This is a genomic window from Mesorhizobium waimense, from assembly GCF_003601975.1.
GTDB classification, from domain to species: domain Bacteria; phylum Pseudomonadota; class Alphaproteobacteria; order Rhizobiales; family Rhizobiaceae; genus Mesorhizobium; species Mesorhizobium waimense.
On sequence record NZ_QZWZ01000055.1, the window covers coordinates 24,348 to 38,130 of the forward strand.

Annotated in this window: 16 protein-coding genes; 5 read left to right on the forward strand and 11 right to left on the reverse strand. The window is 62.4% G+C overall.

The genetic code is table 11. The features are described 5' to 3' along the window. Positions 1-131 precede the first annotated feature (131 nt). From merBA to D3227_RS44160, 3 genes are all read right to left on the reverse strand, one after another. A complete protein-coding gene (merBA, locus tag D3227_RS34850; protein WP_120018667.1) occupies positions 132-2,372 on the reverse strand; it encodes a bifunctional organomercurial lyase/mercury(II) reductase MerBA in 2,241 nt (746 codons plus the stop codon). Between the two features lie 41 nt (positions 2,373-2,413). Then, positions 2,414-2,704 (reverse strand): cation transporter, encoded by a 291-nt coding sequence (locus D3227_RS34855; RefSeq protein WP_120018668.1) that lies wholly within the window; start codon positions 2,702-2,704, stop codon positions 2,414-2,416. Positions 2,705-2,932: 228 nt separating this feature from the next. Next, positions 2,933-3,088, reverse strand: coding sequence for a mercuric transporter MerT family protein (locus D3227_RS44160; protein ID WP_342634038.1), 156 nt, complete (start codon positions 3,086-3,088; stop codon positions 2,933-2,935). 132 nt (positions 3,089-3,220) lie between these two features. Here D3227_RS44160 and D3227_RS34865 point away from each other — a divergent pair, with 132 nt between their 5' ends. Then, on the forward strand, positions 3,221-3,673 hold the full coding sequence (locus D3227_RS34865; protein ID WP_120018669.1) for a MerR family transcriptional regulator: 453 nt from the start codon (positions 3,221-3,223) through the stop codon (positions 3,671-3,673). Positions 3,674-3,854: 181 nt separating this feature from the next. On the opposite strand, the gene D3227_RS34870 is transcribed toward D3227_RS34865, so the two are convergent. From D3227_RS34870 to D3227_RS34910, 8 genes are all read right to left on the reverse strand, one after another. Then, entirely contained in the window at positions 3,855-4,352 is a 498-nt protein-coding gene (locus D3227_RS34870; protein WP_120018670.1) for a c-type cytochrome, read from the reverse strand. Continuing rightward, a complete protein-coding gene (locus D3227_RS34875; RefSeq protein ID WP_120018681.1) occupies positions 4,349-5,032 on the reverse strand; it encodes an SCO family protein in 684 nt (227 codons plus the stop codon). Before D3227_RS34875 ends, D3227_RS34870 begins: the two co-directional genes overlap by 4 nt. Before the next feature lie 5 nt (positions 5,033-5,037). After that, positions 5,038-5,445, reverse strand: coding sequence for a DUF411 domain-containing protein (locus D3227_RS34880; RefSeq protein WP_245452047.1), 408 nt, complete (start codon positions 5,443-5,445; stop codon positions 5,038-5,040). A gap of 73 nt (positions 5,446-5,518) precedes the next feature. Beyond that, complete coding sequence (locus tag D3227_RS34885; protein WP_342634039.1) at positions 5,519-6,919, reverse strand: multicopper oxidase family protein; 1,401 nt, start codon at positions 6,917-6,919, stop codon at positions 5,519-5,521. A gap of 162 nt (positions 6,920-7,081) precedes the next feature. Further along, positions 7,082-7,408: a hypothetical protein gene (locus tag D3227_RS42330; RefSeq protein WP_208646539.1), complete on the reverse strand. Its 327-nt coding sequence runs from the start codon at positions 7,406-7,408 to the stop codon at positions 7,082-7,084. A gap of 123 nt (positions 7,409-7,531) precedes the next feature. After that, positions 7,532-7,777 (reverse strand): hypothetical protein, encoded by a 246-nt coding sequence (locus D3227_RS34895; RefSeq protein WP_120018674.1) that lies wholly within the window; start codon positions 7,775-7,777, stop codon positions 7,532-7,534. 203 nt (positions 7,778-7,980) lie between these two features. Further along, on the reverse strand, positions 7,981-8,964 hold the full coding sequence (locus D3227_RS34905) for a DMT family transporter (protein ID WP_245452046.1): 984 nt from the start codon (positions 8,962-8,964) through the stop codon (positions 7,981-7,983). A gap of 99 nt (positions 8,965-9,063) precedes the next feature. Further along, complete coding sequence (locus D3227_RS34910; protein WP_120018676.1) at positions 9,064-11,214, reverse strand: heavy metal translocating P-type ATPase; 2,151 nt, start codon at positions 11,212-11,214, stop codon at positions 9,064-9,066. 69 nt (positions 11,215-11,283) lie between these two features. Between D3227_RS34910 and D3227_RS34915 the strand changes: the two genes are divergently transcribed. The 4 genes from D3227_RS34915 (at position 11,284) to D3227_RS34930 (ending at position 13,660) form a co-directional block, all read left to right on the forward strand. After that, a complete protein-coding gene (locus D3227_RS34915; RefSeq protein ID WP_120018677.1) occupies positions 11,284-11,700 on the forward strand; it encodes a MerR family transcriptional regulator in 417 nt (138 codons plus the stop codon). 243 nt (positions 11,701-11,943) lie between these two features. Next, on the forward strand, positions 11,944-12,513 hold the full coding sequence (locus tag D3227_RS34920) for a hypothetical protein (RefSeq protein WP_120018678.1): 570 nt from the start codon (positions 11,944-11,946) through the stop codon (positions 12,511-12,513). Between the two features lie 264 nt (positions 12,514-12,777). Next, on the forward strand, positions 12,778-13,212 hold the full coding sequence (locus tag D3227_RS44165; protein WP_342634040.1) for a hypothetical protein: 435 nt from the start codon (positions 12,778-12,780) through the stop codon (positions 13,210-13,212). A 1-nt stretch (position 13,213) separates the two neighbouring features. After that, positions 13,214-13,660 carry a PP2C family serine/threonine-protein phosphatase gene (locus tag D3227_RS34930; protein ID WP_120018679.1) on the forward strand — a complete coding sequence of 149 codons (447 nt, stop codon included), beginning with the start codon at positions 13,214-13,216 and terminating at the stop codon, positions 13,658-13,660. Positions 13,661-13,783: the final 123 nt, after the last annotated feature.

Here is a 13,783-nt window from a genome sequence, read left to right on the forward strand (position 1 = left end):
GCGACCATGCGGCCGCATGTCTCGAACAGCTTGGAAGCGAATGCCACGCAGACCTGCATGTCAAGAGCGTGACGGTGGTTGGCACCAAAGCTGGGAACTGAGCGTCTCTACAGCGCGCCGCACGGAGAGGTCTAGCCGGCGCAGCAGGAGAGCTTCGCCACGTCTTTGTCGAACGACAGCGCCGCGAGCTTCAAGCCTTCCACTGTGGTCAGGTAGGGGAAGATCGTGGCTGCGAGCTGCTGAACCGCGAGCCCGCAGGTGATCGCCAAAGTTGCGGTCTGGATGCTGTCGGCACCCTCGGGTGCCAGAACGTGCGCCCCGAGCAGCCGGCCAGTGTCCCCTTCCACGACCAGCTTGATAAGCCCTCTGGTGTCCCGAGCGGCCAATGCGCGCGGCACTTGGTCGAGGTGAATGGTCGATACACGGACCTTATGTCCTGCTGCGCGGGCACCGGCTTCTGTCAGACCAACGCTGGCAACCTGCGGATCGGTGAACACAATGGTCGGCATCGCCGAGTTGTCGTAACGCAGGCTATCGCCATTGAGTGCGTTCCTCGCAGCCAACTTGGCACCGTAAGCGGCCATGTATACGAACTGATCGCGGCCCGTAACGTCGCCAGCAGCATAGGTGCCGGAGCGGGTAGTGCGCATCCGGTCATCGACGGCGATGCCGCCCTTCGCTGTGAGGGCGATGCCGTTCTCAGCGAGACTAAGCCCCTCGACGTTTGGTGTGCGCCCGGTGGCGAGGAGGACGCGCTCGGCGGCCAACGTGACGTGCCGGCTATTGCGTTCAACCGCGAGGGCAACGCCTGTCGCAGTCGCGCGGATTGACCGATAGGTGACCCCAGAGACGACGTCGATCCCCTCGTCCCCGAAGTAAGTGGTCAAGGCCACGCTGATCTCAGGCTCGGCCTCGGGCAACAAGCGCGAGCGGAAGACGAGCGTCACCTTGACGCCGGCGCGCGCGAACATCTGTGCAAGCTCGGCGCCGATGTAACCGCCTCCGATAACCAGCAGGGACGCCGGCAGCTCCTGAAGGTCCAGTGCCATCGTGCTGGTAAGATAGGGCACTGCTTCGATACCGGGGATGCTCGGGATCATGGGTCGGGCCCCGGTCGCGATGATGATCCGGTCGGCGGTGATCCGCTTTCCGTGAACATCCACTCCACCTTCGACGAGGCGCGCGGGACCTTCCTGATAGGCGATACCGTTGTAAGCCGGCAGCAGGTCGACATACTTCGTCTGACGCATGTGCGCGACCAGGGCGTCTTTCTGCCGAACTGTCGCCAGCCAGTCGGTGACCTCAGCGTCGGCGGTAATGCCGGCGAAGCGTGCCGCCGCGCGGGCGTTGTGAAGCGTTTCAGCAGCTCGGATGAGTGTCTTTGAGGGGACGCAGCCGATGTTGGTGCAAGTACCGCCGATGGTGCCGCTACCGATGAGAGCGACCTGCGCTCCCTGGTCGGCCGCAGTGATGGCCGCCGAAAAGCCTGCAGAGCCGGCCCCGATGATAGCAAGGTCATAACCGGCGCCATTCTGCGCGCGCACGCCAGAGCGACTGACAGCCGGTGAGACAGGGTCGGCACGCGTGACGCCGGACTGCAATCCGACGAGGATCGGGCCGAAGATCGCTCGACCCGCCTCCAGCGCCTCCTCAATCGACAGTCGAAAGCCCGGCTCATCGGCAGGGCGTTGGCTGCGCCACGCGGCGAGGTGGTCGTCGCTGCAGAAGAAGGCGGTCACCGAGCAAAGGGAGTTCGCTGCACAGCCGCCCTCGTACCGCACGCTCAGCCAGACTACGGCTGTCTCAGGCTCGACCCGCTCCAGCCCACGGCCGCGGTCCCGCGTCTTGACCTTGATGGGCGCGCCGCAATGCCAACAGCGGGACGTTATCTGGATGTCACGGTCGAGCATGGCACCAATACCGAGCGCGTCGACCGCGCACATCGCGTTGACGTCGTGGCCGTCCAGACAGATCCGGTGCCCTGTGTTCCGGTTCGTGAAGGGATACGCTCCGACGATCTGGCCACCCCTGAGGACGACAAGATCGCGCTGACGAAGCTCCTCTACAAGCGGCTGCAACGCTGCTTCGGTTAGTCCCGCTTGAGCGGCCAGCATCGCGAATGAGGGTGCCTTGTCATTGTCCGCGTAGAGGCGGAGCAGCGCGGCGCGCACGCTGTCGACGGCGGCCGAGTAGCCGCTCCAGCGGTGCAGGACATGGTCCGAGCTGAGCATTGCCTCGAGGGCCTCGCGAACCACAGGGGATGTCACCACCGACCAGTCCGGGAATGTCACGCCGGGCCGCATCGAGAAACTCGGTAGGACGGCGGTCGAGCCGAGGTCAGAGGTAGAGTTGGGCGCGCAGCAGTCGCTCATTGGGGTGGGCCTTTCCTTGAAGAGGGCGAGGTCGCGGCGCGTCAGCTTCCTTGTTGGGGATGAGCTGGGTAGCCGGCGTTTGCACTGGCGGCGGCTATGGCCTCGACGCTGGTCTCCGCATCGTCGAAGGTGACGGTTGCAGTCTTCGGCTCGAACGAGACTGCGACCTCTGCGACACCGATTACCGAGCCCATGGACGCCTTCACGATGTAAGGGCAGGACGCGCACGTCATGTTGTCGATCACGAAGGTGACCGTGCGTTCGGCCGCGAAGGAGGCCGAGGCAGCCACGAGGGTGCCGGTGGTCAGCAGGACGCTCACGAATTTGCGCATGGCGGCAGCTCTCCTCCTGTCACGCGCCCAGTAGCACCGGCGCGACGTAGTCGAAGGCAAAGGCAGCAGTCACGAGCGCGGTCGCCGACCAGAGGCCCACCTTGACGAGTCGATTGGGCAGCGGGCGTGCGCAAGTGTCATCGTCAACACAGGCCTGTCTGGGCGCCCCGTAGACCCGGAGGAAGCCGTACCCGAGGAGAGCGGACGTGCCGATCACAAACAGCAGCTTTAGGGAGCGAGCGCGGTGAGGTTGCTAATCCACGCGCCGCCGATGCCGAGGCTGAACAGCACCAGTGGGACGATGCAGCAAGAGGAGGCGGCGAGCGCGCCTAACAGGCCGCCCGCGACCAGCAGGCGCTGGCGTCCAGCTTCGCTGCGCGCCAAGTCCTCTGCCGGCGCCTGCCTTATCCTTCCAAGAGACGATGTTTCCATCTCATCCGTCGCTGATTGCCGAAATTCAGTATCAGCCCTAAGATCCGGTCTGTAGCAACTACAGGCTCAAGAGGGAATTTTGCAGTGCGCGATCACGGCTTGGTGAAGGGCCTACAACGAGGCGAATTGGCCCGGCGGACGGGCAGTAACCTGGAGACCGTGCGGTACTACGAGAAGATCGGGCTGCTGCCGGAGCCGCCGCGCACGCCCGGTGGTTACCGAAGCTATGACACGGGTCATGAACGGCGCCTTCGCTTCATCTTGAGGGCGCGTGAGTTGGGTTTCTCTCTCGAGGAAGTCCGGGAACTACTGCGGCTTGTCGACGAACGAGACAGGCCTTGCGCCGACGTTCGCATCGTAGCGACGACCCACCTTGACGATGTGCGCGCGAAGATCGCGGACCTCAGGCGCATGGAGCAGGTTCTGAAGGACGTGGTGCGCCAGTGCGGAGACGGCACGCTGCCGGAATGCCCGCTGATCGAGACGCTGTTTCGTAGACCGGCCGATGTGCGGCGTTCGTCGACGCCGAGCGCCTGAGGTGCCTCTTGGACCGAGTTCTTGCGCAAGCTCACCCTGCGCGGATCTCAGGGGTGTGAAGCCCGCCGCCCCCCATGCGCATAAGGACCTGAAGGCGGAAGTCACCAGGGCGCTGTCCGTGACAGATTAGAGCGATCGGAGCCTCCGACCGATGGAAGGCCAATCACTGCTTCCGCGGTGTTCAGTGATTTCTCGTCGCATAAACTCGATTGAGTTCGTCGTGGCGCCGCTGAAGCTCTTCGGGCCACCTCGATTTGATGTACGACAGCGCGGCGATGATTTCGTCGTCGACAAGCACTTTGTCGAATGCCGGCATGCGCGTCCTGTAGTCCTTGAGGTTGGCGGCTTCCGCCACGCCAAGCTTCGTGATGTCGAACAGCAGCCGATCCGGGTGGTGCCAGGTGTGTCCGGTCTCGTCGTGTGGCGGCGCCGGGAGGAAACCGTCCTTGTCACGTGTTTGCCAGTCGGGCTGTCCCTCCAGGTTTCGGCCGTGGCAGGAGGCGCATTGTTGCAGATAAACGGCCTGGCCGCGCGCGAGGACGCCTGCGTCATGGGGATTGAGGAGACCCACCGGATTCCGGGCAAGCCAAGTGTATCCGCCGAACACGGCAGCCGCTGCGCCCGCTGCGAAAGCCGCGAGGACCAGGATCGCTCTCCCCCGACGCGCTGCAGGCTTCATTCGGTGATCCAGTCCCACCAGCTCTTCTTCGGGTGCGGATGCGGACGGCTGGTGTCGTTGGTGAGCGCGTTGACGAACGTCACCAAGTTCACGGGATCGAACTGCAGCCCGTGGAGATTCGCCTTCCATACTCCTTGCCTGTCGATGACGTGGGTGACGATGCCGTGCATCTGGTACCCGTCTTCGGTCTTCGCGAACTTGTGGCCGTAGGCCTCTGCCAGCTTGCGGGTTGCGTCCTCGGGCTCATCCTGCGTCGTCGTCAGGAACGTCCAGTTGGCTGCATCGAGACCATGCGCCGCTCCGTAGTCGCGCATGACGTCGGGCGTGTCGTTCGAGGGGTCGGTGGTGACGGTGACGAAGGCAACGCGGTCTCGCATCGGCGTGTCCTTGATCAGGCGCTGGATCTCGGCGATCCGTTCCGCGTGAAGCGGGCAGATGTCGGGACAGGAGGTGTAGACGAAGTTCAGGACGACGACCTTACCGCGAAGGTCGGCGAGCCGCACGACGCGGTCATCGGCCGTCCTCAAAGTGAAATCCGGCGCAGGCTTGTCGATTGTCTGGAAATACTTTTCCTCCTCGCCAAGCATCTCCTCCACTTCGCCGATCGAGTGCGCACGGGCGAATCCGGTGGTGGTCACCAACAGTACTGCGGCAACGGCGCAGAGCTTGAGATAAGGCATGCCCATCACTCCGTTGCATAGACGGTGGGCTGCTTGCCGTCCTTGGCGACTGAGAAGATCGTGAATGGCTCGGTCTTCTCGCCGACCATGCCGGGAGAGCCCATCGGCATGCCGGGTAGAGTGATCCCGGCGATGTCGGGACGTTCGGAGAGCATCTTCCTTATCGTCTTCACCGGAACATGCCCGTCGACGACGTAGTCGTCGATGAACATCGTGTGGCAGCCTTGGAAATTGGCAGGAACCCCCGCCTTGCTGCTGATGGAGGCAAGGTCGTTGGTCGGCTTTACGTCGACCTCGAAGCCGTTCTGTCTAAGGTAATCGGCGTAGCCTTCGCAGCAGCCGCATTGCGGGTTCTTCCAGAGCGTCGCTTTCAGCGTCTCGTCGGCCTGGGCGAAGGAGAGGCCCGCGGCCATGAGGACGGCAAGAGCAAGAATGCGCAACATTTTGAGTTCCTTTCTCGGTTGGTCGGGTTTCTGTTCGAAAATCTCAGACGCGAAGGACAGTCATGAGTCCGGCCATCTGATGGTCAGTGACGTGGCAGTGGAGCATCCAGTCTCCGGGGTTGTCGGCAACAAAGGCGATCTCAACGGCATCTTCCGGAGCAAGCAGCACGGTGTCGGCCCACTGGTTGTGCGGAACGGACGATCCGTTACGGGTCAGCACACGGAAGCTGAAGCCGTGCAGGTGCATCGGGTGCCACCAGCGGGTCTGGTTTCGTATGGTGATGAGATGGCTTCCTTCGCGCTCCAGGGCGAACAGCGGCTTCATGCCCGCGTGGCCGTCTCCGGTCATAGATGTTCCATTGATCGACCAGACGGCCTGTCCCATGCCCGACATGCCTCGCATGCCGTGCATCATGCCTCCGCCCATCATGAGGCTCATCATGCCGCCTTCGAGCGTCAGCTCATGGCGAAGGGCGTTGGCGAGATCCGGTTCAGACAAAGGATTCGGCAGCAGGCGTAACGGGTCGAGCGCTGTGGTTCGGAGCGCAAGCTCATTGGAATAGGCGAACCCGGTCAGTTCGTATCCCAAACCCTCGTAGAATTCGTCCGTGACCTGATAGCGCCTGCCGGGCTCGCCTTGCATGTCGATCAGAAGGTCCACCCGCATGGCTGGACCGAGCAGGAGACGGCCGCCCTCGATCACGTGCGGATCGCACGGTTGCCCGTCGCGGGCGATGATCACGGGATCATGTCCCTCCAACCTCAGCGCCATGATGCGCGCCAGCGAGGAATTCAGCAGCCTGAGACGAATGCGCTCGCCTGCGCGGACAGGCTGGTCTGCGGGCACTGCACCGTTCAGCGTGACTGTGTTGCCGACCCTTCCCGACATGCCGGCTTCCATCATGTTGCCGAAGCCGGGCCAGATCTGGCCGCTCTCGTCAATGCGCCAGTCCGCCAGCACCCAGAGAAGGTCGCGATCCACTGGGATCGGCTCGGCCTCATCCACGATCAGCGCGCCGGCGAGGCCGCGGCCGAGCTGCTCCAGGCTATTGGCGTGCGGATGGTACCAGAAGGTTCCGGCATCGGGCGGCGTGAATTCATACACGAAAGATTCGCCCGGCCTGATCGGCGGCTGCGTCAGGCCAGGAACGCCGTCCATGGCGTTCGGCAGCCTGATGCCGTGCCAATGCACGGTGGTGTCCTGTTCAAGGCGGTTTTCGACGACGATGCGCACGGGCTCGCCCTGACGAAGGCGAAGCTCAGAACCGGGAATCTGGCCGCCATAAGCCCAGACATCGACCTCGCCCTTCCCGGTCAGCGGAGCGGAGGTCGGAGCCGCGACAATCCGGATTTCGCGGACAGCCGACGGCGAGGCTCGTCCCGGCGGCGACAGCGCACAGAGGGCAAGGCAGGCTCCCGCGCGGAGCAGGCTCCTGCGGGACATGGAAAGGCTGGAATGCATGGCTACAGATCACTCTTCAACATCTGATCACGGATGACCGAAGCGAGGGCATGAATGCCCTCGCGGCCATCGTCGAAGGCGCACCGCACGACGAGCGCGTGGATGCACATGCGCAGCAACCGGCCGCTGGCGGCCGGGAACGCGTCAGGCGAAGTCGGTGGGTCTGGGAGGGTATGGATCGGGTGGCGCGTGCCGCCCGTAGAGGACTGGAAAGAGAGGCGGTGACAGGCGCGGAAGCGAGACCGCGACTTCGGCAGATGAAATTTGTGGCGGCAGCGCCACCACCGGCACCACGCATACGGACGGGCAGGCGGTCATACCCTTTCCGTCGGGCGCCTGCTCCGGACATCCGGAGCAGTCGCCGTCGCCCGACATATCCATGCCGGATGACATGCCCATCTTGACGGCCATGTCGCTGGCCTGGACGGCAGAAAGGCTGAGCCCCGCAGCGACAAACGCTGCGAGCAGCAATGCAAAGACCTTTCTGGTTGGCCACGACATAACGATAGAGAGCCTACCGTGGATGGGTTCTGTTCTCAATACGTAGACTGCGTACGGCATGCGGCGGATAGCCGCCAAACACGGATAGACCGATCACGACTCCGTTCCCAGGTCTTCGAATCGACAGAACTTGACCGTCCGGTCCTTCGTGCTGTCGTCCAACGGGCCTCCGCGCGAAGTCACAGTCACGATCTCGCTCCCCAACTTCGCGGCGATCGTTCCTTCAACAGTCACGTCCGGATGATCGTCCGGAACGAGCTTGAAAGGCGTCTCCCCGTTCCTCGTCTCGCCAAGGTGGACGTTCCCGAAGTCGTAGTTACCTTCGGCCGCATCGCGCAACTGCTCCCAGAATGGTGTTGTCGGCCTGCTCGCCGCGGCCCTTTACGATCCGGTGTTTACCGAGGGCATCATTTCGCCAATGGCCATGGCGATCGCCGCGACGGCGTTCGTGTCGCTTCTGGTGTGGAAGACGCCGCCCTGGTTGGTCGTTGTGGTCGCCGGCGTCGCGGGGCAGTTCCTGCTCTAACAGACATACCGACCAGTCAACCGCGGTGCCCGTGCCGATGATGAAGGTCGGGATAGTGGGCGTGGCTGTGGCGCAAGGGCGCGTGGCGGTGCCAGTGCGAATGCGGCTCGGTCACCGGCCCCTCGTGATGGTGGTCATGATGCTCATCATGGGTGTGGAGGTGGTCATGTTCGATCGGGTCATGGGCATGTTCGTGCTCATGCCTCTCGCGAAGATGTAGCCAGAGTCCGATGCCCATCAACGCAGCCGCCACGGCGAGCTGGCCGGTGATCGGCTCGCGGAACAGAGCCAAAGCAAGAACCGCACCTATGAACGGGGCGAGCGAGAAATACGCGCCCGTTCGAGCGGTCCCTAGATGGCGCAGGGCCAGCATGAACATCACCAGGCTGACCCCAACCCCAAGAAAGCCGGCGATGACCCCTGCGGCAAAGAGGGTTGCCGATGGCAGCGAGGCGCCGACGGCCAGGGCCAGCACCAGGTTGGTCGTTCCAGCGACCAATCCTTTGATCATGGCGATTTGGACTGGATCGCTCGCCGACAGTTTCCGCGTCAGATTGTTGTCGATGCCCCAGTTCACGCATGCGGCCACGACCAGCAGGCTGCCGGCGTCTAGACGAAAGCCGTCACCGGTCCATGAAAGCAGGACCGCTCCCGCGAGGATGGCAACCGCACCAAACAGCAAGCGAAGGTCGACATTTTCGCGGAAGATGACCCAGGCGATGACCATCGTCGCCAGACCCTCGACATTCAGCAGCAGCGAGCCCGCGGACGCACTCGTCATGGAGAGGCCGAGCATCAACAGCAGCGGCCCCAGCACGCCGCCGAATATGACAACGGCCGCCAACCAGGGTAGGTCCGCTCTACGCAGCGACGCCTCAGGACTGGGAAGGCCGATGAGCCGCCGCCCTCCATGTAAGATCGTCAAGCCACAGCCGGCGCCCAAGGATAGAATGCCGGCGAGCAGCCAGGGATCGATGGAACCGATCAAGAGCTTGGACAACGGAGCTGCGGCACCAAACAGCAGGGCAGACCCGAGCGCCAGCGGAACGCCCCGGCCAGAGATGGGAATGTCGGCGTCGCTCGCCTTCTGACGTCAAGTCTATTGCTTCCCCTTCCACGCTAAGAGCCGCATGGCGTTGGCCGTTACCAATACCGTCGCACCGGTGTCTGCCAGGATGGCTGGCCAAAGGCCTGTGATTCCAACGATGGTCGTCACCAGGAAAACAGCCTTGAGACCCAGGGCGATGGTGATGTTCTGCGCAATGTTGCCCATGGTCGTCCGAGACAGGTCGATCATATTGGGGATGTCGGCAACGCGGCCGTGAAGGATCGCGGCGTCAGCCGTCTCGAGCGCTACGTCGGTGCCGCCACCCATGGCAATGCCTATGTCGGCAGCAGCAAGGGCGGGCGCGTCGTTGATGCCATCACCAACCTTGGCCACGACCTTGCCCGCGGACTGCAACTCGCGAACGATCCGCTGCTTGTCCTCAGGGAGGAGCTCGGCTCGAACCTCGATGCCGAGTGCACCGCCGATGGCTGCGGCCGTCCGCTTATTGTCGCCCGTGAGCATGACGGTCTCGATGCCTTGGTCGCGCAGGGACTTGAGCGCCGTCACCGCATCCGGCCGGGCTTCATCGCGAATGGCGAAGACGCCAATTACCTTGTCATTGGCGAGCAGAACCGAGACCGTCTTACCGTCATCGTTGTAGGCTGCGATCTGGCTCTTCTGTGCCTCGGTCAGCAGCACCTTCTCTTCGACCGCGTGCGGCGATCCCAGGAACACATCCTCTCCGCCCACCTTGCCGGCGACGCCCTTGCCGCCAATCGCACGGGCGCCGAACGTCGGCGGTATTGGGGCTTTGTCGGCATTGGCCCGCGCAAGAATAGCGAGGGCGAGTGGATGGGACGAACCGGACTCTAGCGCCGCTGCCAGGGCGAGCACCTGCCGCTGTTCCCGGCCGATCGCGACGATGTCGGTGACGACCGGCTTGCCTTCGGTGAGCGTGCCGGTTTTGTCCAGGGCGATAGCAGTGATCTTCCGCAGGCCTTCGAGGACTGCGCCGCCCTTCAGAAGCAAGCCACGCCTTGCGCCGGCTGACAGCCCGGCCGCGATTGCCGCCGGCGTCGAGACGACTAGAGCACAGGGGCAGCCTATCAGCAGCACGGCCAGTCCCTTATAGACCCACTCGCTCCACGACTGCCCAAACAGGAGTGGCGGCACGACGGCAACCAGAGCACCAACGACGAGAACCCCGGGCGTGTAGATCTTCGAGAACCGGTCGATAAACCTCTCCGTCGGTGCCTTACTCGCCTGCGCTTCCTCGACGAGCTTGACCACCCGAGCGATGGTGTTGTCGGCGGCGGCCGCGGTGACTCGGATGCGGAGAACCGCGTCAGCGTTGATGGTGCCGGCAAAGACCGTGTCGCCCACGCTCTTCCGTTTCGGTAGGCTCTCTCCAGTGACCGGAGCCTCGTCGATCGAACTGCTGCCTTCGAGGATCTCACCGTCGGCGGGGATGCGATCGCCAGGGCGAACCATGATCATCGACCCGACGCGAAGGCTGTCAGCCGCCACTGCCCGAGTCTGGCCGTCCTCTTCGAGGAACGCGGTCTTTGGCACCAACTGCGTCAAGCCCCGAATGCTCGCGCGAGCACGGCCGGCGGCGACGCCTTCAAGCAGTTCCCCAACGAGGAACAGGAGAACGACAGTAGCTGCTTCCTCGGTGGCGCCAATGATCACGGCTCCTACCGCGGCGATCGTCATCAGCGTCTCAATCGAGAAGGGAGTGCCCGATACCGCACCGGCAACGGCCCTGCGGCCGATCGGAACAAGTCCGACAAGCAACGCGGCGAGGAATGCCCAATGGCCCACGGCAGGCAGCAACAGGCCGACGAGATAGGCGATTACCAGCGCCGCCGCACAACTCAGGGTCAGTAGCGCCTTTTTCGTTTTCCACCACGGCCCTTCATCGAGTTCAGGATGCCCGGGCTGCGCTTCGCCGGCATCGAGCGCGCCCGCCGCCTGCGCAGGCGCATCATGCGACGTCACCGTGTAGCCGAGCGACTTCACCGCCTTCTGGATCGCAATGAACGGCACGTTCTCGTGGACGACGTTCATGGTGCCGGCCGTGTAGGAGGCTCCGACTTCGGTAACGCCCGGAATACGTCCAACGGCGTTCTCGATCTTGGTCGCGCAGGCCGCGCAATCCATGCCGCCCACCCGGTATCTCGCCTTCACTGCTTCGGCCATCCTCGGTCCTTCTCACTCATTGGCGTTGATGATAGGACCTCTAGCCACTAGAGGATCAAGAGGCTTCTGATGAATCTTCCAATCGGCGAACTTTCCAGACGCACAGCCGTCAAAGTGCCGACGATCCGCTTCTATGAACAGATCGGCCTGCTACCGAAGCCGCCGCGAACAGAAGGCAACCAGCGGCGCTACGGCAAGGCCGAGGTCGATCGCCTCAACTTCATCCGTCACGCGCGCGAACTCGGTTTCGAGGTCGATGACATCCGCGACTTGCTAGCGATGAGCGCCGAACCTCAGGCTTCCTGTCATACCGCCGATAGCATCGCCCGCAACCATCTGGTGGAGATCGAACGTCGTATCGCCAGCCTCACGGCCCTCAAGGGCGAGCTGACACGAATGATCGACGAGTGCGGTCACGGCCACATCTGCGACTGCCGGATCATCGAGGCTCTGGCCGACCACAGCCAGTGCTATGGGGATCATTGACCGCTTGATTTCGATCGCCGGGGAAACAAGACCTATCATCCTTCTTTTATGATGGAATGAGACCGGCGCCGGACTCGTTGCATCGCCGTACAGGCGGGATCGACTGGTGGGAGCTAAGTTATTGTCATAACTATATATTTGCGCTGGCGCGTCTTGCAGCCTGGTCATTTTCGTTGACATTTTATACCCGGATGTGGTGCTGTGTCCTTGGTCCTAGGACAGAGGACAGGCCGCATGAATGGAATGAAAAGTCAGGATATCGTCGTGCTTCTGAAGCTCGCAAGCTTGCAGGAGCAAGAGGGGCATGTTGGCTCCGGGGAGCCTCATTGGGGCTCTACGGGCGAGGCTCCGTACTCCGTTCGCGGCCTGGAAGCGCTACTCGGGATCAGCAAGACGGAGATCAACGCTTCTATCAAGCGCAGTCTTGTATCAGGTCTGGCTATCAAAGATCGAGCGACGGGCCGGGCCAATCCCAACCGCCGCAATCTTCATAACTTTATCGTTCACGGGCTGAAATTTGTGTTTCCGGCAAAGGCGGGCGGCATCACGCGCGGCATGCCGACGGCCTTTGCCGCGCCCATGCTAAAAGGGCTGCTGATCAGCGGCGGTGAGTACATACACATCTGGCCATATGCAGAAGGTAAGGACATGGGGCAATCGGTCGAACCCTTGTTCAAGAGTGTTCCTGAAGCCGTCCAGAAAGACGAGCGGCTATACGAGTATCTTGCTCTCGTCGACGCAATCCGGCTCGGAAACCAGCGCGAGGCGGGTCTGGCGGGGCAGCGTCTTTCTGAAGGGCTTCTGAAGAAATGACCACCGTCAGAGGCCAGCTGCTCCATATGCTGCAGACGGTAGCTGAGGCGCTGGGAGGCGACTTTCGGGAGCGGCTGGTATTCGTCGGCGGATGCACGACCGCTTTGTTTATTACCGACGAAGTGACCCTTGAAGATGTCAGGGCGACGGACGATGTCGACCTCATTGTCGACCTGGCAGGATATGCTGACTGGGCGCAGCTGCAAGAAGAGCTGAGGCAAAAGAGGATTTGGCGAGTCGCAGGAGGACAATGTCATCTGCCGGATGCGGCTTGGCGAACTCAAAGTCGATTTTATGCCCGACGATCCCGGCATCCTCGGTTTCAGTAACCGCTGGTATGCAAGAGGGATAGAGACGTCTGTCGATCATGCCCTCACGGACGAGCTGACCATCAAGCGACTGGCGCCAGAATTGTTTGTTGCGACAAAGCTTGAGGCCTATCTTGGCCGCGGCCAGGGCGATCTCTTCACAAGCCGCGATATGGAGGACATTCTCCTCATCATTGATGGCAGGCCGGAAATCGTCGACGAAATCCTCGGCGCCGACGCAGAGGTCCGTGAATTCATCGCCGAGCAGTTCACGGCCCTGCTGGAAGATGCCGATTTTGAATATTTTCTTGAAGGCAATGTTCGCGGACCGGCGGGCCGCTCGGATATTGTTATGGACCGCTTTGTCACCATAAGCCGTGGTGGTGACTGACATGGTGGTGTCCGTCAGATGGATCAGCCAAACCGGCACGAAGACCAAAGACAACCGCGACTGTGCCGGAGTCGGCATTCGCAAGGGCGGGGCGCTTGGTGTCGTTCTGGATGGCTCGACCAGCGGACCTGATAGCGGGGACCTTGCACGTAAGATTAGCCGGGCTCTGGTCGATTGGTATCTCAGCGCAGAGGGCGAGATAACGAGCGAGGTACTCACCGCGCGCATTCGGGAAATACACCGCGCCCTGTCCAAAGAGCATCGCCGCGATTCAGCCAGCTATATGATCGCGCATTTTCGAAGCCGGCGCGAGGTCGTGGTGCTGCACGCTGGCGACTGCCTACTGGGACTAAATGACGACAAGGCCGGAATAGATTGGGTGAGCCAGCCGCATACGCTTGCTAATGTCGCCGGCAATGTATCGATACCAGACATTGTAGATGTGTAACCGCTGTTCCGGACCCACATTGTCTTGCCTACAGGGCTTTGATCGAGCTCCTCCATGGGCGAGCGAGTGGATTGAAAGGCTTGCCACCCATATTAGGTAACCTTGTAGAGACGTAAATGGCAG